The organism is Bacillus sp. OV322 (assembly GCF_900112495.1).
In the GTDB taxonomy this organism is placed as follows: domain Bacteria; phylum Bacillota; class Bacilli; order Bacillales; family DSM-1321; genus Peribacillus.
This window is the reverse complement of the sequence record NZ_FOMA01000011.1, coordinates 1-19,329: the sequence shown is the minus strand read 5'-3', so window position 1 is coordinate 19,329 and position 19,329 is coordinate 1. Positions and strand designations below refer to the sequence as shown.

Genomic DNA, 19,329 nt, shown 5'->3' with positions numbered 1-19,329 from the left:
GGGAACTAATTGTGAATCTTGTGTTGATGGGACTGCCAGGTGCTGGTAAAGGTACCCAGGCGGAAAGAATCGTAGAAAAGTATAACATCCCTCATATTTCAACTGGAGATATGTTCCGGGCAGCTATTAAAGACAGCACGGAGCTTGGCTTACAGGCTAAATCATTCATGGATAAAGGCGAACTTGTACCTGATGAAGTTACAATTGGCATTGTTCGTGAACGGCTAGGCAAACAAGATTGTGAACATGGCTTCTTGCTTGATGGCTTTCCTCGTACGGTTGCCCAGGCAGATGCACTTGAAAACATTCTTGGAGATTTAAATCGTAAAATTGATTTTGTTATTAATATCGATGTTGATAAAGCTATACTCATGGAAAGATTAACTGGCCGCCGTATTTGTAAATCATGCGGTGCTACGTATCATCTTGTTTTCAATCCTCCTGCAAAAGAGGGAGTATGCGATCGCTGCGGCGGTGAACTTTATCAGCGTGCTGACGATAATGAAGAAACCGTTCAGAATCGATTGGATGTAAATCTTAAGCAGACACAGCCGCTTCTTGATTTCTATGAATCTAAAGGGTATGTGCGCAACATTAACGGACAGCAGGATATTAACAAAGTTTTTGAAGACGTTGATGTGCTCCTCAAAGGATTGCGTTAATGATCATTTGTAAAACTCCTCGCGAAATAAACATCATGCGTGAAGCCGGAAGAATTGTTGCCTTAACTCATCAAGAGCTAAAGAAACATATTGCTCCAGGCATTACGACTAAAGAGCTGGATAGAATTGCTGAAAGCTTTATAGATAAACATGGTGCATTCCCTTCATTTAAAGGGTATAATGGATTTCGCGGCAGTATTTGCACATCTGTTAACAATGAACTTGTCCATGGTATTCCAGGGGATCGGGTTTTGCATGAAGGCGATTTGATCAGTATCGATATCGGTGCTGAATATAATGGCTATCATGGAGACTCCGCTTGGACATATCCGGTCGGCAAAATTGATGTAGAAATGCAGCGACTCTTAGAAGTTACCGAAGAGTCATTATATAGAGGGTTGAAAGAAGCTAAGCCAGGTGTGCGCCTTTCAAACATCTCCCATGCTATTCAAACCTATGTCGAGGCTAATAACTTCTCAATTGTGAGAGAGTATGCAGGCCACGGAATCGGTCAAGACTTACATGAGGATCCAACAATTCCTCATTTCGGTCCACCTGAAAAAGGTCCTCGGTTAATGCCTGGTATGGTGCTCGCTGTTGAACCAATGGTGAATGCCGGTAGCAGATATGTGAAGACCTTAGAGGATAACTGGACTGTAGTAACGGTTGACGGAATGATGTGTTCTCATTTTGAGCATACAATTGCAATCACAGACAAAGGGTTTGATATTCTTACTATACTTTGAAGTGGCTGCACTGAATGCTGCTGATTTGAGTCCACGCATAGAGAAGGGAGAATCATTTAATGGCGAAAGATGATGTAATTGAAGTAGAAGGTAAGGTCTTAGAAACTTTGCCAAATGCAATGTTTAAGGTAGAATTAGAAAATGGTCATACTGTTTTAGCTCATGTATCCGGTAAAATTCGTATGCACTTTATTCGCATTTTGCCTGGTGATAAAGTAACAGTTGAGCTTTCCCCGTATGATCTAACTCGCGGCAGAATCACATACCGATTTAAATAAATCGGTTACGCTCCGATCTGTATAAGGAGGTTAGATAGCAATGAAAGTCAGACCATCTGTAAAGCCAATCTGCGAAAAGTGTAAAGTTATCCGCAGAAAAGGTAAAGTTATGGTTATTTGCGAAAACCCTAAACATAAACAAAAACAAGGCTAATTAGAAGGAGGTGCACTAAAGCATGGCACGTATTGCTGGTGTAGATATTCCCCGTGACAAACGTATTGTCATTTCTTTAACATACATTTATGGTATTGGTAAACAAACAGCTATCAAGGTTCTTGCTGAAGCTGGTGTTTCTGAAAACACACGTGTACGGGACTTAACAGAAGATGAATTAAATAAAATCCGTGATATCATTGACAAGTTAAAGGTAGAAGGCGACCTTCGCCGTGAAATCTCCCTTAACATCAAACGTCTAATGGAAATCGGCAGCTTCCGCGGTCTTCGTCACCGTCGTGGACTACCTGTTCGTGGACAAAATACTAAAAACAATGCTCGTACGCGTAAAGGACCTCGTCGTACAGTAGCTAACAAGAAAAAATAATCAGTAAAGGAGGTTACTTTTCATGGCACGTAAAACTAATACACGTAAACGTCGTGTGAAAAAGAATATAGAAACTGGTATTGCACACATTCGTTCTACATTTAACAACACTATTGTTACGATCACAGATGCTCATGGTAACGCTATTTCTTGGTCAAGTGCAGGAGCTTTAGGTTTCAGAGGTTCACGTAAATCTACTCCATTCGCTGCTCAAATGGCTGCAGAAACTGCTGCTAAAACATCTATCGAACATGGTATGAAAACTCTTGAAGTAACAGTTAAAGGCCCTGGTGCTGGTCGTGAAGCAGCTATCCGTGCTCTTCAAGCTGCTGGTCTTGAAGTAACTGCTATTAAAGATGTAACTCCAGTTCCGCATAACGGATGCCGTCCGCCAAAACGTCGCCGTGTTTAATTTTTCTGTATAGAATTTTGTATCCCTGTCTATAATGGGATATAATACTAGGTTTGCGTTCTTACAGAAAGATTATTTCAGTTGTTGCGCACAAGCGGGAACGTATACATGGGGAATTTCGGTTACATGTGAATAGTTATTCACTAGCCGGGGTTTTGACGTTTTGAAGGAGGGTTTAATGAATGATCGAAATAGAAAAACCAAAAATCGAAACGGTTGAAATCAACGATGACGCCAAGTATGGCAAGTTCGTCGTAGAGCCACTAGAGCGTGGGTATGGTACTACCTTGGGTAATTCCCTGCGTCGTATTCTTTTATCCTCACTTCCAGGTGCTGCTGTCACATCTATACAAATTGATGGAGTGCTGCATGAGTTCTCAACAATTGAAGGCGTCGTAGAAGATGTAACTTCTATCATTCTAAATGTGAAAAAGCTAGCTCTTAAGATTTATTCCGATGAAGAAAAGACGCTTGAAATTGATGTGCAGGGAGATGGAGTCATTACAGCAGCCGATATTACCCATGATAGCGATGTTGAAATTCTGAATCCTGAATTGTACATTGCTACCATCGGCAAAAATGGCCACATGCGCATGCGTTTAACTGCACGCCGGGGCCGCGGCTATACTCCTGCAGATCAGAATAAAAGAGAAGATCAGCCAATTGGCGTGATTCCGATCGATTCTATCTACACTCCTGTCTCTCGTGTTTCCTACCAGGTAGAAAATACACGTGTAGGCCAGTTGTCCAATTTCGACAAGTTAACTCTTGATGTTTGGACAGATGGAAGCAATGCTCCGCAAGAAGCTGTAGCACTAGGAGCCAAGATTTTAACAGAGCATTTGAATATCTTTGTTGGTTTAACGGATGAAGCACAAAATGCTGAAATCATGGTAGAAAAAGAAGAAGACCAAAAAGAAAAAGTCTTGGAGATGACCATCGAAGAGCTTGATCTTTCAGTCCGTTCTTACAACTGCCTGAAACGTGCCGGAATCAACACCGTTCAAGAGCTTGCTCATAAAACGGAAGAAGATATGATGAAAGTGCGTAACTTGGGACGCAAATCACTTGAAGAAGTGAAAGCGAAACTTGAAGAATTAGGCCTTGGTCTGCGTAAAGATGACTGACTTCTAGATAGCCCAGAGCTACGCTAGGGTTTTGGTCTGAACCTTAAATAAAGAATATAACACTTCAACAAAGGAGGGAATCCTCAATGGGTTACAGAAAGTTAGGACGCACTAGCGCCCAACGTAAAGCATTACTTCGTGATTTAGCTACTGATCTAATTATCCATGAGCGCATTGAAACTACAGAAGCACGTGCTAAAGAATTACGTTCTGTTGTAGAAAAAATGATCACTCTTGGCAAACGCGGTGACTTGCATGCACGCCGTCAAGCTTCTGCTTACGTGCGCAATGAAGTGGCTGATGCTGAAAAAGGTCAAGATGCCGTTCAAAAATTGTTCAGTGACATTGCTTCACGTTACGAAGAACGTCAAGGCGGTTACACACGCATCATGAAAATGGGACCACGCCGCGGTGACGCTGCACCAATCGTGGTTATCGAACTAGTTTAATAACGGTGGAATAAAAGGGCGGGACAGTTGAACATTACCCTGTCTTCTGCCCTTTTTCTCTATCTTTATTTTACCTTTGAACCATACAAGAATACGCTTGAGTGATACGATGGCTGGCAGCCCAAATCAGGGAGCCTTCACGTCTAGCTCTCGCACCCCTTCCCGCTTTTTTAGTAAGCGTTAATAAGATATTCCTGGTTAACGGATCAGGACCATGTAAGCTGCTCTTAATTTGCCGATCATGTTCGGCGGAAGGGGTGCAGCGTTTTTTTATATCCAAAAACAGAAGTTATTCATTTTATAAGCGAGCAGAGCTGAGATATGATAGAGAAATAGCTGAGTACAGGGAGGGCCACATGAAAGAGAAGCTGGTTTCTTTAGAGGATGTTATTTTTAAATATGAAGATCAGGAGAGGAATGCCGTAGATGGCGTTTCTTTTGATATATATAAAGGTGAGTGGCTGGCAATCGTAGGCCATAATGGTTCAGGAAAATCAACATTGGCAAAATTGCTAAACGGCCTTCATTTTGCAGAATCAGGGAAAATACTCATTAATGGCAATCCCTTGACAGAGGAAACAGTTTGGGAGGCCCGCAAAAGGATAGGGATGGTGTTTCAAAACCCCGACAATCAATTTGTAGGAACCACTGTTCAAGATGATGTGGCTTTTGGTTTGGAAAATTCAGGTGTTCCGCAAAAGGTTATGGTTGAGCGTGTGCATAATGCCCTGAAAAAGGTCAAAATGGACACATTTCTCGATCAAGAGCCGCACCATCTCTCAGGAGGCCAGAAGCAGCGTGTGGCTATTGCAGGCGTCCTCGCACTTCGTCCGGATATTATTATTTTAGATGAAGCAACGTCCATGCTCGATCCGCGCGGGCGTGAAGAAGTGCTGGAAACGGTCAGGCAATTGAAAGATGAAAATATCTTAACTGTTATTTCCATTACACATGACCTAGAAGAAGCATCACGAGCCGACCGGATTATTGTCATGAATCAAGGAAAGGTTTACCGTGAAGGGACCCCTGGTGAGATTTTTAAATTAGAAAATGAACTATTAGAATTAGGGCTGGATATCCCTTTTACTGTTAAGCTGAGCAAAGCATTGCGCAAGCAGGGGATTGATGTTGAAAGTGGCCATCTGATAGAGGAAGAGCTGGTGAACGATTTATGCGAATCACACTTCAAGATGTAGAATATCGTTACCAGGCTTCAACCCCCTTTGAGCATCGTGCCCTGCATGATGTCAACATTGACATTCAATCAGGATCTTACGTTGCTATAATTGGGCATACAGGGTCTGGAAAATCCACACTTTTGCAGCACCTAAATGCCTTGCTTAAGCCCACAAAAGGGAAGGTTACTATTGGTGAGCGTACCATAGAGTCTGGCAGGAAAGAGAAGGAACTGCGGCCGATACGGAGGAAAGTGGGTATCGTCTTCCAGTTTCCTGAGCATCAGCTGTTTGAAGAAACCGTAGAAAAAGATTTAATTTTTGGACCCATGAATTTTGGGGTTTCTGAGGAAAAAGCGAAAATCCTGGCCAGAAAAGCTCTTAAGCAGGTGGGCATGGGCGAGGAAATTCTGTACAAGTCTCCTTTTGATTTATCAGGAGGGCAAATGAGAAGAGTGGCCATTGCCGGTGTCCTTGCCATGGAGCCGGAAGTAATCGTACTGGATGAGCCTACAGCAGGTTTAGATCCAAGAGGGCGCAAGGAAATTATGGATATGTTTTATAGCCTTCATAAGGAAAGAGGCATTTCTACCATCCTGGTTACTCATAGTATGGAAGATGCAGCTCGTTATGCTGATGAAATTATCATCATGCACCAGGGGACCGTCTTTCAAAAAGGGGCTCCGCTTGAAATTTTTTCACAGCCGAAACAATTAATGGAACTGGGGCTAGATGTACCTGATACTGTACGTTTTCAGCTTAAGCTTCAGGAAAAGCTGGGAATAGCCTTTGAGAGGCCTTGTTTAACTATTGGTGACCTTGCCAGTGAAGTTAAAAAGGTTTTGGAAAGGAGGGGAGATAATGCTTGATAAAATGATATTAGGGCGTTATGTTCCAATGAATTCCCTGCTTCACAAAATGGATCCAAGGGCAAAGTTAATTCTGGTCTTCTTTTTTGTATGCATCATCTTCCTTGCGGATAATTGGAAAGCGTACACAGTTGTCGGGATTTTCACTATTTCTTTAATCATTCTTTCAAAAATTCCCTTCGGTTTTCTTTATAACGGACTTAAGCCTATCTTTTTTCTGATTATATTTACCTTCCTGCTTCAAATCTTTTTCAATAAGGAAGGAGCCATTCTTTACAAATTCAGCTGGATTGAAATTCATGAAGAAGGTCTTAGACAAGGGATATTCATCTCTCTCCGGTTTACCTTTTTGATTCTGGTTACTTCTCTATTAACGTTGACTACTACTCCTATATCGATAACCGACGGAATGGAGGAGCTTCTAAATCCTTTAAAGAGATGGAAGCTGCCTGTACATGAACTGGCTCTTATGATGTCGATCTCTCTTAGATTTATTCCGACTCTTATGGAAGAGACAGATAAAATTATGAAAGCACAGACCGCAAGAGGCGTCGATTTTTCATCCGGTCCTATTAAAAATCGGATCAAGGCAATTGTTCCTTTGCTTGTTCCGTTATTCGTCAGCTCTTTTAAAAGGGCAGAGGAATTGGCCATTGCCATGGAAGCCAGGGGATATCGCGGCGGTGAAGGCAGGACGAAATACCGCCAGCTGAAATGGCAGGCCATAGATTCTTTACTGCTGCTTGCTCTTTTTGTTCTGACTATCATTTTATTTTATTTACGATATTGGGCGTAAGGACGGTTCATATGAGATATAAAGCTGTTGTTTCCTATGACGGAACCCATTTTGCAGGCTATCAGGTTCAGCCTTCTAAAAGGACCGTGCAGAGTGAGATTGAGCAGGCACTTAGAAAGATGCATAAAGGGCAGGAAGTGAAAATCACTGCCTCAGGGAGAACCGATGCAGGAGTCCATGCACGCGGACAGGTTGTGCATTTTGATTCTCACTATGAATTCCCTGAAGTTAATTGGATCAAGGCGCTGAATGCCTTACTGCCGGATGATATAGCCATCCTGCAGCTTCAGCCTGCACCAGCTGACTTTCATGCAAGGTTTGATGCTAAGGGAAAAGAATACAGGTACGTGATATCCCGCTCTTCCCAGCGAGACCCATTTAGAAGGCATTATGCCCATCATTATCCTTTCCCGCTGGATGAATCCCGCATGAAGGAAGCGATGGCATATTTAAAGGGGACACATGACTTTACAAGCTTTTGTTCTGCAAAAACGGAAGTATCCGATAAAGTGAGGACCATTCAAGAAATTGAATTGGCAAATGAAGGAGACACTTTAGTTTTTTCTTTCAGAGGAAACGGATTTTTATATAATATGGTCCGGATCCTGTCTGGCACTATCCTTGAAGCAGGCAGCGGAAAATTGGCACCAGGGGATATTCCTCGGATTTTAGAGGGGAAGGATCGGGCTCTGGCGGGGAAAACGGCTCCAGGCCATGGTTTATACTTGTGGAAAGTCCATTATGAATAATCATGAAAAAAAATCTTCATGACAACTAAACCTGGTGTAACATTCTCTTGACAATGTCATCTCGAGAATATAATATAATATGGTATGTATTTTAATCCCGCGATAAGCCCCGGAAGTTTATTGTGATTGAAAATAAATATAACAAAATGGATGAACATTTTTTAGGAGGGTAATCATGCGTACAACATTTATGGCGAAAGCTAGCGAAGTTGATCGTAAATGGTATGTAATCGATGCTGAAGGTCAAACTTTAGGTCGTCTTGCTAGTGAAGTAGCAGCCATCTTACGCGGCAAAAACAAACCTACATTTACACCGAACGTTGACACTGGTGATCATGTTATCTTGATCAATGCAGAAAAGATCGAACTAACTGGTAAGAAACTTACTGACAAAATCTACTACCGTCACACAATGCACCCAGGCGGTCTTAAGACAAGAACAGCTCTTGAGATGAGAACAAACTACCCTGAGAGAATGCTTGAGCTTGCTATCAAAGGCATGCTTCCAAAGAACTCTCTTGGTCGTCAAATCTTTAAAAAATTGCACGTATACGCTGGCAGCGAGCATAAGCACGAAGCTCAACAGCCTGAAGTATATGAATTACGCGGATAATTAATAAGGAGGTTACTATCTTGGCACAAGTTCAATATTATGGTACTGGTCGCCGTAAGAGCTCTGTAGCTCGTGTACGTTTAGTACCAGGCGAAGGTCGCGTTGTTATCAACGGACGTGGAATTGATGAATATATCCCATTCGAAGCATTGCGTGAAGTAGTGAAGCAGCCCCTAGTTGCTACTGAAACTACTGGCACATACGATATCCTTGTAAATGTTAATGGCGGTGGATACACTGGACAAGCTGGAGCAATCCGTCACGGCATCGCTCGTGCATTGCTGCAAGTTGATCCTGAATACCGTCCTTCATTGAAATCTGCAGGACTATTAACTCGTGACGCACGTATGAAAGAACGTAAAAAATACGGTCTTAAAGGCGCTCGTCGTGCACCTCAGTTCTCAAAGCGTTAATTTTTGGCGCTCGGAAGGCTCTCAACCACTTTGGTTGGGAGTCTTTTTTTTCTAAAAAAACGCTTTGACCACATTTTGACCACATGACCACCTCTAAAGCTCAATATTTTGGAAATTTTTCAGCGGTCTGTTCATATAAAGTGTCTGTTACGTTTGTATAGACGATTATTGTCATTTGATATCTGAGTGACCCAATCTTCCTGAACCTCTTTAATGCTTGCTCCGGTTTCAAATAACAAAGAAGCATGTGTATGGCGTAAACCATGAATAGTGATAGGGCGTAAATTGTCTTGCTTACCTAAACCATTCAGCTGCTCGTTTAAATAAGCTAATCTGATTGGAGCACCGTCTGGCCTAGTAAATACTATGTTGTTTTGTCTCTGCTTTTCCCCATAAGCTAAATTCTTTTCCATTTGGCTTATACGCCATTTTTTAACAAAGAAAGGGTAAGGGGAGTATCTAAGCTAATTAAACGCCTATAATCCTTGGTTTAGGGGTTTGAAAGACATATCCACCATTGTTGAAATAGTGTCTTCCATAATCTTAGCGAACCGGCTTCAAAATCATTATCATCCCAGCTCAGAGCAAGTAATTCTCCTTTACGAGCACAGTATTATAACATGGTCACGCAAAGATTCAGATTATTAAGAACCCGATATTTGTTCCGTTCAAGGAGACAAAGGATAAGTAAATCTGAGCTTACCTTTCTAATCGGATTCTTGAAGCATCAAGCGAATTGCAATAAAGGATCAATGCTAAGATTTCCTAAGATATAAATAGTTTTGATTGGATGAGCTAAGATACAGGAGCCTACTTCACTGGCTGTGCTGCTTTTTAACATAATTTTGATGTATGTTCTGGTTTCTTTAAATGTATAGGAGGGGAAACGATGAAACAAAAAATACTGCTCAAAGGCCTTGGCCTTTTGGCGATCTCATCGGAAGGGCTTGTGGCTTATTGGACGGGACCTTCAATTAAGAGTATGCTGCTGAAGGATCATAACACTCCTGCATCGTCTCCGATACTGCCGGAACCATTGTCTGTAATCATATACTTTATGGCCTGATGGACTAAATCAGCCAGAATTCCTTAGAGATAATGGGAGAATTCATCCATTTCCCGTTTCTGCCTGAACAGACCATCGACAAGGAAGGGTCAAGTTCTAGCCTTGAAATCATTACTGAAGGAATTAAGCTTGCTGCCCTGACCGCTGCAAGGCATGAGCAGGATATCCGGGTGATCAGCGGAAATACACATCAGGAGACTTGCACAATCCTTATATGTAGATATTCATGTCGAAAATAAAAGGCCTGAGCCGTATCAATACACGGTTCAGGCCTTATTCTTTTGTGCAGGTCCTTCAGGATCAGCCCGCCTTGGCTTCCTCAAGCAATAATTCCTCCATCACCTCACCAGGCACCGGCTTACCGAATAAATATCCCTGCATGTTTCTGCAGTCAAGGGAACTTAAGAATTGAGCCTGCTCCACCGTTTCCACTCCTTCCGCGATGACAGAAAGATTTAGATTGTCTGCAAGGGACATAATGGAAGCAATCACCGCTTCATTTCCAGGATCTTTTCCGACCTTGTCGATAAATTCCCTGGCGATTTTTAGTGTATCAATGGGGAAGTTGCTTAAATAGGCAAGTGATGAGTACCCTGTGCCAAAGTCATCAACGGATATTTTAATTCCCATTTCCCTCAGCTTTTTAAGCAGAGGAATTATAATATCTACACTGTTCATAGCGATACCCTCCGTGATTTCAAGATCCAGATTGGCCGGATCCAAGCCGGTTTTGCCCAAGAGTCTTTCAATGCACGAAATAGCATCTTTCATTTTAAATTGTCTTGGTGATAAGTTCACTCCAACTTTGATAGAAAACCCCTGATCATTCCATTTTTTCACCTGCGTGCAGGCTTCCCAGAGAATCCACTCGCCAATGGGAAGAATCAGGCCTGATTCTTCAGCTATCGGTATGAATTCGGAAGGAGGAACTAGGCCTAGCTTTGGATGGTTCCAGCGTATGAGTGCTTCTACACCGATAATTTTTCTTGAATGATAATCAATTTGCGGCTGATAATACACCAGCAGCTCATTTCTTTCTATAGCCTTGTATAAATCATTTTCCAGAACCAGTCTTTTGGAAGGAATCTCATTTTCTTCTTTTTCAAAAATGTAATAGGAATTCTTTCCGTTTTCTTTTGCCTGATACATAGCGGTATCTGCATTTTTCATTAAATCTTCTACAGTCCGGCCTCCGCATGGATAGACAGCTACTCCTATGCTTGGAGTAATGTTCATTTCAACACTCTCCACGCGATAGGGTTTACTAAGGGCATAAAGTACATCTTCTGTTATTTTTTTTATTTCTTCTATTTCGGTAATGGCTCTAATTATATAGGTGAATTCGTCACCGCCCTGTCTTGAGACCATATCAGCGGGCCTCAGCACCTCTCGCAGCCTTTTAGAAACAGCAATTATGATTTCATCCCCCAGCTTATGGCCGAGTGTGTCATTTATAACTTTAAAGCGGTCCAAATCAATGAACATGATTCCGAATAGGCCGCCATTTTCTTTATATTCATTCAAAGCCTTCTCGATTTCCAGTTCAAACATTCTTCGATTCGGCAGGCCTGTAAGTAAATCATGAAAGGCCATATGTGTTATTTTTTCTTCGTTTCTTTTATTTTCCGTAATATCATCAGCCAAAATATATAAACCAACCAACTGATCTTCTACTTTAATCGGAGTAGTGGTAAATAATACAGTCCGCTGATCTTTTTCTTTACGATTAATCACCATTTCAAATTTATAAACCTCACCATTAATCCCTCTATTGAAATGGAAAGCTATCTCTTCTTCATTTTCTGCAGTGGAGATGGAAAAAATGGAGGATTGCGTCAATTCTTCCTCTGTATAGCCCAAAAGCTTCAGTGCCGCCTGATTAGTTGATGTAAAGGATCCATTTAAATTAATAGAAAATACAGCGTTAAAATTAAATTCAAATAAGGAACGATATCGCTGGTCACTGATATTAAGTTCCTGCGTTCTCTTCTTATAGCGATGAAGCAGCCTGTTGTTTTCGAGCAGCACGGCAACCTGACGCGTAACCACCAGGAAGATGGCAAAAATGGCGAATATCTTGTAAGCGGATGTATACAAATGAGAGTAAATTAAAAAAACAAACAATCCCAGCACCAGTAAATTAGGAACGATGATGGAAAAATAAGTGCTTCTTCTTTGGTCTTGTTTTTGTTTCGGCTTAGGGCTAGCTTTACGGTATTCTGTTTTAAGAAAATAACCAGAGAATCCAATCAATAAGAGAGCGGGGCTATACAAAGTATCTAATAAGTTTCCGGAAATGTATGTTTCATTAATTTGCTGCCAGGAATACAAACTATCTGCAATTACTTGAATGGACAGCCCTGTAATAAGAAAAGCCAAGCACTTCGATAGCATTCCTGAATCACGCAAAAACCATAAAGTGATGGCGCCAAACAATAGAATCAAGTCACCAATGGGATAGGACATTGACACAAATAAAGCCCATTCATCTAAATCCCCAGCCTTGAGAATCGGGCTCAGAAATAAATTATAGGTTAATGTAACACAGATGGTCATTATGATGGATACATCAAAAAGGAATCTTAAGATCCCGAACTTGTTTCTTTCCTTAAGAAGAATCCAAATAAAAGCAGCAAAATAAAAGAGCGTCTGCAGGTTGTAAAATAAGTCTGTATATCCTGGAAATGGGACTCTCACTCGACATATACTTTCATAAAAAAACCAGATTGCTTCTGCCGTAAAGTAACTGAAGCTTCCGAGGAAAAGCAGAAATAGAAATGTGCTTTCTCTTGACCCTGCGCTCCCTATGCGTTTAATATCCTTGAAACTGGAGTATAAAAAGGAGGAAGAAATCAAGGAAGCCGAAATGCTAAAGAAATTGCCCAAAAGTGTCTGAATGAAAGGGCTGTCTCTCCATAACAGAATTGAAATAAAAAAACTTAAAAAATGAAGTACTGTAAACATTATGATTGATTTTGCTTTCATGTTGTCTATCCTCCGAGGTTTTTCAATTTTCCTGGTGAAACGATTTTTCAGCGTAGAGGATATTTTTTCCCTGGCTGGAGTGGAACGATTAAATAGTTATATTTTCCTGTGATTTATTTATCGGTCTGGAAAAATGTAAAGTTTATAAAATTCAAATAAATATTTAAATACAGGGAGCGGATATGGAGAAGTATGGATATTTGCTAATTAGGATGAGAAATTCTGGAAGTTATGATTGATATGTATGAAAAGTATGTCGTTAATTGTAAAGGGCTGGAGCACTGCAGAGGACATTACACAGGAGGTTTTTTTATTCTTCATATTATATATACAAATAAAAGAACGTAAAAAATACGGTCTTAAAGGCGCGCGTAGTGAACCTCAGTTCTCAAAGCGTTAACTTTTAGCGCTCGGAAGGCTCTCAACCATTTTGGTTGGGGTCTTTTTTATTCCGTGAAGTTTTCTTTCCCATATATTAAGAAAATATTCCATACAAGGCTTGTGAGGCCAGGCAGTTGTTCCATCTGTGTTTTAACAGGACAAATATAGACAGTCCTAAGATTCTTAAGTTACACAAAGGAGAACAGATGCAGGCATTGATTAGCTAATTGCACCTTATCTGAAACCACCGCCAGTATCAAGTTATAATTAGTGATTGCTGTCATTATATCCTCATACATAAAGCCTCCCAAAAAAATAGCTCAGCCATCCTGATAAATAATTGCCATCCGCAAAATCATCAAAAAAAGAATCACCCTACCCAGCATGCAAACACTAACAATAAACCGGGAAATACTCCGGGAAATGGGGTCTGACCCCATCAGTGAGGTGCTAGGATGAATGTAATTACAACTTTAAAGGAACGGCAGAGGGAGAAGCAGGTTAAGTATGAGAGAAGGCTGCTTCGGGATTTGTCGATTGAAAATATGAAGAAGAGAGTGTTTGAGCATTTTGGTTCGGATAAGTCGATTGGCATTTATTTTTCGGATGTTTTAGAAGAGGGCTGCTTTGATATTGCAATAGAGGCTTTTTTGCTTGGTGCCCGTTTCTCAAAATTTGGCTATTACGGCGAGTCGGAGGAAATGGCCCGGTCACGATGTGCTCAGGAAGAAAAGCATCTGATTGATACGCTTTTTAATTTCATTTTATATTGGGGGAAAGTCGGTGATATCGATTTGTACAGTGAAGATCTTTATTATCGCTGCACAGCTTATGTAGAGGTATGGTGGAAAGACGGCTTTGGCAAAGGAGAAAAAAGATATAAAATGCGTCTTCATTAATTCATGCGGATATCAGCAAGCATGCAGGCAGTTCTATTTTCGGATGTTGTCCCATATTTTTAAATATGGAGGACTAGCCGGAAGGAGAACTGTATGAAAAGAAAGCTAATATATACGGGAATTACAGTTGGTTTTATTGCCTTGTTTTTAATGATTGGCATAAAATTTATGGATGATGACTCCTGGAAGTCTTGGAACCTGCCGCTTACAGGCAAAGTAATTGTGCTGGACGCGGGGCATGGAGGGCCTGACGGCGGAGCAAATGTTAGTTCTATTGTTGAAAAGGAAGTCTCGTTAGCTGTCACTTTAAAGCTGAGGGATTTTTTGCAGGAACAAGGGGCTTTTGTTGTACTTACAAGAAAAAATGATAAAGACCTGGCTGATAAGGAGACCAAAGGCATTCGGATGAGGAAGCAGCAGGATCTTCGGAATCGTGTGAAGTTGATTAATGATTCTAATGCTGATCTCTTCCTAAGCATCCATTTAAATGCTTTTCCGTCCTCAAAGTGGAAAGGGGCGCAAACTTTTTATACCGCCCGTTATGAGGAGAATGAGAGGGCGGCCCAGTTTATTCAGGCCGAGATAAAGAGAAATTTGGAGAACACCTCAAGAAGTGCCAAAATCATCAACAATATCTATCTGATGAGAAATGCAAAAAAACCGGGAGCTCTAGTTGAAATCGGGTTTCTGTCGAATCCTGAAGAGCGAGGAAACCTGATTAAAGATTCTTATCAGGAAAAAATTGCGGCTTCTATCTATAAGGGAGTGCTGAGGTATTTTACGGAAGACACGGTTCCGTCCAAAGATCAGCAGTAGGTGAAAAAGGCAGTGCATAACCGTCTTTCATGTGCAGGCATGAAAATCGGAAAAAGCACTGCCTTTTTTAGTTCTGACAAAATTGTCTCTGATTTCTGCATCAGCCGTTCGCTTTCGGGAGGTTCTTAGCCCATGTCTGGCTGCTCTCAATTCTAATAACCATGTTGATTTTATGGGGCTTTCAATTAAATCAGCCTCCTGCTAATGTTTGAGGTTTCAGAAACATTTATGGTGTGTGGTATACTATTATTTGAAAAATGAATTCACTAAAGGTGGGTGTCTGTTTTGATTACTGAAGAAAAAGTATTCGACTTACTTAAGGGTTTAAATGACCCTTTTCTGCATAAAACATTAAATGAAACAAATGGGATTCAAGAAGTAAAGATCAAGGCAGAAAAAAATCATGTAAGCGTGAAAATTGCCATTGCTAAGACTGGCACAGGAGAACAGCTTCAGCTGCAGACGAAAATTGTGGAATTGCTTAAAAGCAATGGGGCTGATTCGGTTGGAATCCGCTTTACTGACTTGCCGGAAGAAGAATTGGCAAAGCATCGCGTGAACACACCGGAAGAGGCTCCCGGGTTACTTAGCCCTAACAGCAAAACTGCCTTTATTGCCATTGCGAGCGGAAAGGGAGGGGTAGGAAAATCTACCATTTCGGTTAACTTTGCAACTGCTTTAGCCCGCCTGGGCAAAAAAGTTGGATTAGTGGATGCTGATATCTACGGATTCAGTGTTCCGGATATGATGGGAATCTCTACCCGCCCTGTTGTAAGGGGCAAGAAAATCATTCCGGTGGAGCGCTTTGGAGTAAAAGTCATTTCAATGGGCTTCTTTGTGGAAGACAATGCTCCAATTATCTGGAGAGGGCCAATGCTTGGAAAGATGCTTAACAGCTTCTTCAATGAAGTGGAATGGGGAGACCTTGATTACCTCGTACTTGACTTGCCTCCTGGAACTGGAGATGTAGCGCTGGATGTACATACCATGCTTCCTTCATGCAAGGAAATCATCGTCACCACTCCGCATCCGACAGCAGCCTTTGTAGCAGCCAGAGCGGGTGCCATGGCTATCAAAACAGAACATGAAGTAATTGGTGTTATCGAAAATATGTCCTTTTTTGAAAGCAAGACGACTGGCGAGAAGGAATACGTATTCGGTCAAGGCGGAGGAGAAAAGCTGGCAGAAGAACTTCGCACAGAAGTATTGGGACAGCTGCCGCTGCAGCAGCCTGACTGGAACGAAGATGACTTTGCTCCGTCCATATATGCTCCAGAACATCGTTTAGGCAGGATTTATACTGACATTGCCGAAAAAGTAGTCAATAAACTGCAGAAATAAAAAGCAGTATCAGATTGTGTCCTGGCAATCCTGACCGGGAATATAAGGGCATAGCTGTCTTTGAAACCATGTCTTAGATTGTCTATAAAGAGGTAAGCGAAAAGTGGGATGGCCGCGTTTGCCATCCCACTTTTTTCATTGTTTTTTGCTGTTATCTTCAGGCTGTGCTTGCTTGTCCCCGCTTGTGCCTTTACTGCCTGATGCAGCAGCTGACTTTTCGGTTTGCGCGGCAGCATTTAAAAGAATGTCTTGTATCTTTGCCCTGACAAGAGGGCTGTCCATCGTTTCGATGAGAGTTTGCTTTGAAAACTCCCGCATTTCTTTGGTTTTTAACAAATCATTAAATTCCTTTTGTAATTCTGGATCCTTCATCACTTCAATAATCATCCCGCGGTATTGGGGATCTTTGGTCATATCCTTCAGTAAACGCTCATGTTCAGTTTTCAATCCCTTAGCATAGGCAGCAGCAAATTTCGGATCTTTAAAAGCTTTTTCCCAGAATTGTTTTCCTTTATCGGAAGTAACGGTTTTCTCAATGGAATCTGTCACTACTTTTTGATCCATAATCAGCTGGCTTTTCACTGAATCATCATTCATAACATCTTGTATAGCCTTTTTTCCTTCATCGGTCTTTAATATATCGACAACCATTTTTTTTGTTGCTTCATAATCCATTTTTTCAGCACCTGCACCGCTTTGGCCGCAGCCGGCACAAGCTAAGCAAAGCATGGAAAAAAGAAGTAAAGTAACCCCAAATTTCATACTCAGAGCCCCTTTCTTAACATCATATTTTTAATATGGGTCAGTGCCGGAAATTTATTCGCCGCATAGAAAATGTGGCATTTTGATATGCTGATTGGTACAATCAAGGAAAAAGAGAATAGTGTTGGGGGAAAATAATGAACAGCAGGAATATAGTTCGCTTATTTGTAACAACATTAATTTTGGGCGGTTTAACCGGGGGGATTGTGGGATATTTAGCACGCTGGAGTGAGTTTGCACATCTCTTTACTTCTGCAGATGTGAAGGGAATCCTTACAAGTTTTATATGGCTTGTTGGCGTGGGCTTTATCTTCAGTGTAATCAGCCAGGCAGGCTTTTTTGCATATCTGACTGTTCACAGGTTTGGGCTTGGCCTGTTTAAGAGCGTGTCCCTGTGGAATTCAGTACAAGTTGTTTTGATGGTGTTTGTCCTGTTCGATTTTATTTATCTTCGCCATTCTAATGCAGAAACAAAAGGCAGTTTGCTTCATGATTTAATGCTTGTTTCTCTTATTGTCGTTATTGCATTCATCGTGGCGTACTTGAAAATGAAGCAGACCAATAAATCAGCATTCATACCTGCTTTATTTTTTATGGCGGGCATTACCATCATTGAATGGGTTCCGGTACTTAAAACGAATGACCAGGGATGGCTTTATTTCATGCTGATAACTCTTCTGGTGTGCAACACCTATCAGCTGCTTATTTTAAACAGCATGATTGAAGCGTCACAAAAGGAGTTAGCTGCTAAAAGGGGATTGCCGCGAGCGGAAACTTCAGAACAGTCTGGAAAAGAGAAACACCGGGTAAAATAAAAGCACAGGTTCAAGGCATGCCTTGAACCTGTGCTTTTATTTGATTTCTTCGGTCTTGGTGCTCGAGTTTGATATCATTTGTGAAATTGTTACAAAGGTAAGGTCTTTTGATCGCAGTTCATCCAGGATTTCAGGCAAAGCTTTGTTTGTCTGCTTGGCGGAGTCTGAGGCATGGAGCAATATGATATCCCCTTTGCCGGCCTGGTTGACATTATTTACAATCACCTTGACCCCTGGGTTGGTCCAGTCCTTGGAATCTACACTCCAATGGACCACTGTGTATCCCATCTTCTCGCTGATTTTAAGGAGCCTTTTGTCAAAATGCCCCGTTGGAGCCCTCAGAAATTCAATATCACTAATATTCATTTTTTTGAATACCTCCTGTGCCTTGGAGATATCACGTACGATTTCTTCATCCTTTAAGTCGGAATAATCCTTGTAGGCATAGCCTAGCAACCCGATTTCAAAGCCTTCTTTGCTGATTCGGGCCACGGTGTCAGGGTGCCGTTCTGCCCAAGCACCGGAAAGAAAAAAGGTTGCCGATTTTATATTTTCTTTTTTTAGCGTGTTCAAAATCGGTATTGCCCGTTCATCTCCCCAGCCAATATTAAAGGTGAGTGCAACATTCTTTTCGCCTTTATAAACAGCCTTTGGGCCATCTGGCGAAGAAAAGACAGGTAATTTAACATCTTGCACAAAAAGGAACCAAGCTGCCGCTAAAGAAGTCAGCAGAATCAGGGAAAGCTGTTTTATGGTTCGTGCGTTAAGAACTAAAAAGAAATTCAATCATCATCACCTCGTCCAGATGCTCTTGTCTCATCCTATGTGTTTTTCATAAAGATATGCCAAAATTGAAGGGAGGCATTATAAAAAAAGGATTTATGGAAAAAATAAGGAAAAATGGGTGAAGAGGTGAAATGATGCTTGGATTCGTGATAAACGAAAAAGAACAGAAAGAAATGGAGTATATCGTAAAAAGGGAGCTGGACGAAATCCTTTTTGATTTGCAGGATGAAAGGACTGACCATATTGTTAAAAGAGCGATGGAAGAAAGATATAAAATCCTTTTTAATTTATTCAAGCGGGTAGCTCCGTCAAATGAATGCATGAAATATATGAGGATATCACTCCCGGTCAATGAGAAAAGAAAAAAATGATATGTTTTTGCGAAAAAAAGTTGTTGACCACTGAAAAAAAGGCTGATATATTAAAAAAGCTGTTGTTAGCAAAGAGATTTTAAAATGAGTTTTAAAAAATATGTAAAAACTTTTTAAAAAATGTTGACGGACAGCTAGATATTTGGTAAGATATTAAAGTCGCTTGCAAGACAAACGACAGATTGCTCTTTGAAAACTGAACAAAACTAAGCGCCAACGTTTTAAAATAGTGAGCACACACTCTAAAAGCAAATGAGCAAGTCAAACATTTCTTCG

Annotated in this window: 26 protein-coding genes; 22 read left to right on the top strand and 4 right to left on the bottom strand. The window is 41.2% G+C overall.

Annotation, left to right across the window (positions count from 1 at the left end; translation table 11 throughout):
• Positions 1-11 precede the first annotated feature (11 nt).
• The 14 genes from BM126_RS20490 to rpsI (BM126_RS20425) all read left to right on the top strand — a co-directional run bounded on the left by BM126_RS20490 (position 12) and on the right by rpsI (BM126_RS20425) (position 8,831).
• The gene (locus tag BM126_RS20490) at positions 12-662 is read left to right on the top strand and encodes an adenylate kinase (RefSeq protein WP_071351374.1); all 651 of its coding nucleotides are present in this window, start codon (positions 12-14) and stop codon (positions 660-662) included.
• Positions 662-1,408: a type I methionyl aminopeptidase gene (gene map, locus BM126_RS20485; RefSeq protein WP_090991238.1), complete on the top strand. Its 747-nt coding sequence runs from the start codon at positions 662-664 to the stop codon at positions 1,406-1,408. Before BM126_RS20490 ends, map begins: the two co-directional genes overlap by 1 nt.
• 59 nt (positions 1,409-1,467) lie before the next feature.
• A complete protein-coding gene (gene infA, locus BM126_RS20480) occupies positions 1,468-1,686 on the top strand; it encodes a translation initiation factor IF-1 (RefSeq protein ID WP_071351372.1) in 219 nt (72 codons plus the stop codon).
• Between the two features lie 40 nt (positions 1,687-1,726).
• Positions 1,727-1,840, top strand: a complete 114-nt coding sequence (gene rpmJ / locus BM126_RS20475) for a 50S ribosomal protein L36 (RefSeq protein WP_003156543.1) — start codon at positions 1,727-1,729, stop codon at positions 1,838-1,840.
• A gap of 22 nt (positions 1,841-1,862) precedes the next feature.
• Positions 1,863-2,228, top strand: a complete 366-nt coding sequence (gene rpsM, locus BM126_RS20470; RefSeq protein WP_071351371.1) for a 30S ribosomal protein S13 — start codon at positions 1,863-1,865, stop codon at positions 2,226-2,228.
• Between the two features lie 22 nt (positions 2,229-2,250).
• Complete coding sequence (rpsK, locus tag BM126_RS20465) at positions 2,251-2,640, top strand: 30S ribosomal protein S11 (RefSeq protein WP_040372575.1); 390 nt, start codon at positions 2,251-2,253, stop codon at positions 2,638-2,640.
• Positions 2,641-2,822: 182 nt separating this feature from the next.
• The gene (locus BM126_RS20460; RefSeq protein WP_071351370.1) at positions 2,823-3,767 is read left to right on the top strand and encodes a DNA-directed RNA polymerase subunit alpha; all 945 of its coding nucleotides are present in this window, start codon (positions 2,823-2,825) and stop codon (positions 3,765-3,767) included.
• An 86-nt stretch (positions 3,768-3,853) separates the two neighbouring features.
• Positions 3,854-4,216: a 50S ribosomal protein L17 gene (gene rplQ / locus BM126_RS20455; protein ID WP_090991237.1), complete on the top strand. Its 363-nt coding sequence runs from the start codon at positions 3,854-3,856 to the stop codon at positions 4,214-4,216.
• 356 nt (positions 4,217-4,572) lie between these two features.
• Positions 4,573-5,412: an energy-coupling factor ABC transporter ATP-binding protein gene (locus BM126_RS20450; protein WP_090991236.1), complete on the top strand. Its 840-nt coding sequence runs from the start codon at positions 4,573-4,575 to the stop codon at positions 5,410-5,412.
• Positions 5,388-6,260: an energy-coupling factor ABC transporter ATP-binding protein gene (locus BM126_RS20445; RefSeq protein WP_090991235.1), complete on the top strand. Its 873-nt coding sequence runs from the start codon at positions 5,388-5,390 to the stop codon at positions 6,258-6,260. Before BM126_RS20450 ends, BM126_RS20445 begins: the two co-directional genes overlap by 25 nt.
• Positions 6,253-7,056, top strand: coding sequence for an energy-coupling factor transporter transmembrane component T family protein (locus BM126_RS20440; protein WP_071351366.1), 804 nt, complete (start codon positions 6,253-6,255; stop codon positions 7,054-7,056). Before BM126_RS20445 ends, BM126_RS20440 begins: the two co-directional genes overlap by 8 nt.
• A gap of 11 nt (positions 7,057-7,067) precedes the next feature.
• A complete protein-coding gene (gene truA, locus BM126_RS20435) occupies positions 7,068-7,805 on the top strand; it encodes a tRNA pseudouridine(38-40) synthase TruA (RefSeq protein WP_090991234.1) in 738 nt (245 codons plus the stop codon).
• 175 nt (positions 7,806-7,980) lie between these two features.
• Complete coding sequence (gene rplM, locus BM126_RS20430; RefSeq protein ID WP_071351364.1) at positions 7,981-8,418, top strand: 50S ribosomal protein L13; 438 nt, start codon at positions 7,981-7,983, stop codon at positions 8,416-8,418.
• A 20-nt stretch (positions 8,419-8,438) separates the two neighbouring features.
• A complete protein-coding gene (gene rpsI / locus BM126_RS20425; protein ID WP_071351363.1) occupies positions 8,439-8,831 on the top strand; it encodes a 30S ribosomal protein S9 in 393 nt (130 codons plus the stop codon).
• A gap of 131 nt (positions 8,832-8,962) precedes the next feature.
• On the opposite strand, the gene BM126_RS20420 is transcribed toward rpsI (BM126_RS20425), so the two are convergent.
• Positions 8,963-9,244, bottom strand: a complete 282-nt coding sequence (locus tag BM126_RS20420; protein ID WP_090991233.1) for a tyrosine-type recombinase/integrase — start codon at positions 9,242-9,244, stop codon at positions 8,963-8,965.
• Between the two features lie 476 nt (positions 9,245-9,720).
• On the opposite strand from BM126_RS20420, the gene BM126_RS23095 reads away from it, so the two are divergent.
• Together BM126_RS23095 and BM126_RS20415 are read left to right on the top strand one after the other, a co-directional pair.
• A complete protein-coding gene (locus BM126_RS23095; RefSeq protein ID WP_256213208.1) occupies positions 9,721-9,897 on the top strand; it encodes a hypothetical protein in 177 nt (58 codons plus the stop codon).
• A gap of 8 nt (positions 9,898-9,905) precedes the next feature.
• Positions 9,906-10,136: a pyroglutamyl-peptidase I family protein gene (locus tag BM126_RS20415; protein WP_256213209.1), complete on the top strand. Its 231-nt coding sequence runs from the start codon at positions 9,906-9,908 to the stop codon at positions 10,134-10,136.
• A 61-nt stretch (positions 10,137-10,197) separates the two neighbouring features.
• Here BM126_RS20415 and BM126_RS20410 read toward each other — a convergent pair whose 3' ends face one another.
• Positions 10,198-12,594 carry a putative bifunctional diguanylate cyclase/phosphodiesterase gene (locus BM126_RS20410; RefSeq protein ID WP_177201525.1) on the bottom strand — a complete coding sequence of 799 codons (2,397 nt, stop codon included), beginning with the start codon at positions 12,592-12,594 and terminating at the stop codon, positions 10,198-10,200.
• A 532-nt stretch (positions 12,595-13,126) separates the two neighbouring features.
• Here BM126_RS20410 and rpsI (BM126_RS23455) point away from each other — a divergent pair.
• The 4 genes from rpsI (BM126_RS23455) (at position 13,127) to BM126_RS20390 (ending at position 16,319) form a co-directional block, all read left to right on the top strand.
• The gene (rpsI, locus tag BM126_RS23455) at positions 13,127-13,282 is read left to right on the top strand and encodes a 30S ribosomal protein S9 (protein ID WP_090991230.1); all 156 of its coding nucleotides are present in this window, start codon (positions 13,127-13,129) and stop codon (positions 13,280-13,282) included.
• Positions 13,283-13,718: 436 nt separating this feature from the next.
• Positions 13,719-14,162 (top strand): YbaK family protein, encoded by a 444-nt coding sequence (locus BM126_RS20400; RefSeq protein WP_071351362.1) that lies wholly within the window; start codon positions 13,719-13,721, stop codon positions 14,160-14,162.
• Positions 14,163-14,255: 93 nt separating this feature from the next.
• The gene (gene cwlD / locus BM126_RS20395; protein ID WP_090991229.1) at positions 14,256-14,978 is read left to right on the top strand and encodes an N-acetylmuramoyl-L-alanine amidase CwlD; all 723 of its coding nucleotides are present in this window, start codon (positions 14,256-14,258) and stop codon (positions 14,976-14,978) included.
• A 285-nt stretch (positions 14,979-15,263) separates the two neighbouring features.
• Complete coding sequence (locus BM126_RS20390) at positions 15,264-16,319, top strand: Mrp/NBP35 family ATP-binding protein (protein WP_090991228.1); 1,056 nt, start codon at positions 15,264-15,266, stop codon at positions 16,317-16,319.
• Positions 16,320-16,454: 135 nt separating this feature from the next.
• Here the strand turns inward: BM126_RS20390 and gerD are convergent, their stop codons facing one another.
• Positions 16,455-17,081, bottom strand: coding sequence for a spore germination lipoprotein GerD (gene gerD / locus BM126_RS20385; protein WP_090991227.1), 627 nt, complete (start codon positions 17,079-17,081; stop codon positions 16,455-16,457).
• Positions 17,082-17,218: 137 nt separating this feature from the next.
• Between gerD and BM126_RS20380 the strand changes: the two genes are divergently transcribed.
• Complete coding sequence (locus BM126_RS20380; RefSeq protein ID WP_090991226.1) at positions 17,219-17,896, top strand: KinB-signaling pathway activation protein; 678 nt, start codon at positions 17,219-17,221, stop codon at positions 17,894-17,896.
• A 36-nt stretch (positions 17,897-17,932) separates the two neighbouring features.
• On the opposite strand, the gene pdaB is transcribed toward BM126_RS20380, so the two are convergent.
• Positions 17,933-18,682: a polysaccharide deacetylase family sporulation protein PdaB gene (pdaB, locus tag BM126_RS20375; RefSeq protein ID WP_090991225.1), complete on the bottom strand. Its 750-nt coding sequence runs from the start codon at positions 18,680-18,682 to the stop codon at positions 17,933-17,935.
• 134 nt (positions 18,683-18,816) lie between these two features.
• On the opposite strand from pdaB, the gene BM126_RS20370 reads away from it, so the two are divergent.
• The gene (locus tag BM126_RS20370) at positions 18,817-19,053 is read left to right on the top strand and encodes a hypothetical protein (protein WP_090991224.1); all 237 of its coding nucleotides are present in this window, start codon (positions 18,817-18,819) and stop codon (positions 19,051-19,053) included.
• Positions 19,054-19,329 lie beyond the last annotated feature (276 nt).

Excerpts from the sequence above, each read along its gene's own strand:
- map (WP_090991238.1), top strand. The coding sequence starts at position 662 with ATGATCATTTGTAAAACTCCTCGCGAAATAAACATCATGCGTGAAGCC.
- infA (WP_071351372.1), top strand. The coding sequence starts at position 1,468 with ATGGCGAAAGATGATGTAATTGAAGTAGAAGGTAAGGTCTTAGAAACT.
- rpmJ (WP_003156543.1), top strand. The coding sequence starts at position 1,727 with ATGAAAGTCAGACCATCTGTAAAGCCAATCTGCGAAAAGTGTAAAGTT.
- rpsM (WP_071351371.1), top strand. The coding sequence starts at position 1,863 with ATGGCACGTATTGCTGGTGTAGATATTCCCCGTGACAAACGTATTGTC.
- rpsK (WP_040372575.1), top strand. The coding sequence starts at position 2,251 with ATGGCACGTAAAACTAATACACGTAAACGTCGTGTGAAAAAGAATATA.
- BM126_RS20460 (WP_071351370.1), top strand. The coding sequence starts at position 2,823 with ATGATCGAAATAGAAAAACCAAAAATCGAAACGGTTGAAATCAACGAT.
- rplQ (WP_090991237.1), top strand. The coding sequence starts at position 3,854 with ATGGGTTACAGAAAGTTAGGACGCACTAGCGCCCAACGTAAAGCATTA.
- BM126_RS20450 (WP_090991236.1), top strand. The coding sequence starts at position 4,573 with ATGAAAGAGAAGCTGGTTTCTTTAGAGGATGTTATTTTTAAATATGAA.
- BM126_RS20445 (WP_090991235.1), top strand. The coding sequence starts at position 5,388 with ATGCGAATCACACTTCAAGATGTAGAATATCGTTACCAGGCTTCAACC.
- BM126_RS20440 (WP_071351366.1), top strand. The coding sequence starts at position 6,253 with ATGCTTGATAAAATGATATTAGGGCGTTATGTTCCAATGAATTCCCTG.
- truA (WP_090991234.1), top strand. The coding sequence starts at position 7,068 with ATGAGATATAAAGCTGTTGTTTCCTATGACGGAACCCATTTTGCAGGC.
- rplM (WP_071351364.1), top strand. The coding sequence starts at position 7,981 with ATGCGTACAACATTTATGGCGAAAGCTAGCGAAGTTGATCGTAAATGG.
- BM126_RS20420 (WP_090991233.1), bottom strand. The coding sequence starts at position 9,244 with ATGGAAAAGAATTTAGCTTATGGGGAAAAGCAGAGACAAAACAACATA.
- BM126_RS23095 (WP_256213208.1), top strand. The coding sequence starts at position 9,721 with ATGAAACAAAAAATACTGCTCAAAGGCCTTGGCCTTTTGGCGATCTCA.
- rpsI (WP_090991230.1), top strand. The coding sequence starts at position 13,127 with ATGAAAAGTATGTCGTTAATTGTAAAGGGCTGGAGCACTGCAGAGGAC.
- BM126_RS20400 (WP_071351362.1), top strand. The coding sequence starts at position 13,719 with ATGAATGTAATTACAACTTTAAAGGAACGGCAGAGGGAGAAGCAGGTT.
- cwlD (WP_090991229.1), top strand. The coding sequence starts at position 14,256 with ATGAAAAGAAAGCTAATATATACGGGAATTACAGTTGGTTTTATTGCC.
- gerD (WP_090991227.1), bottom strand. The coding sequence starts at position 17,081 with ATGAAATTTGGGGTTACTTTACTTCTTTTTTCCATGCTTTGCTTAGCT.
- BM126_RS20380 (WP_090991226.1), top strand. The coding sequence starts at position 17,219 with ATGAACAGCAGGAATATAGTTCGCTTATTTGTAACAACATTAATTTTG.
- BM126_RS20370 (WP_090991224.1), top strand. The coding sequence starts at position 18,817 with ATGCTTGGATTCGTGATAAACGAAAAAGAACAGAAAGAAATGGAGTAT.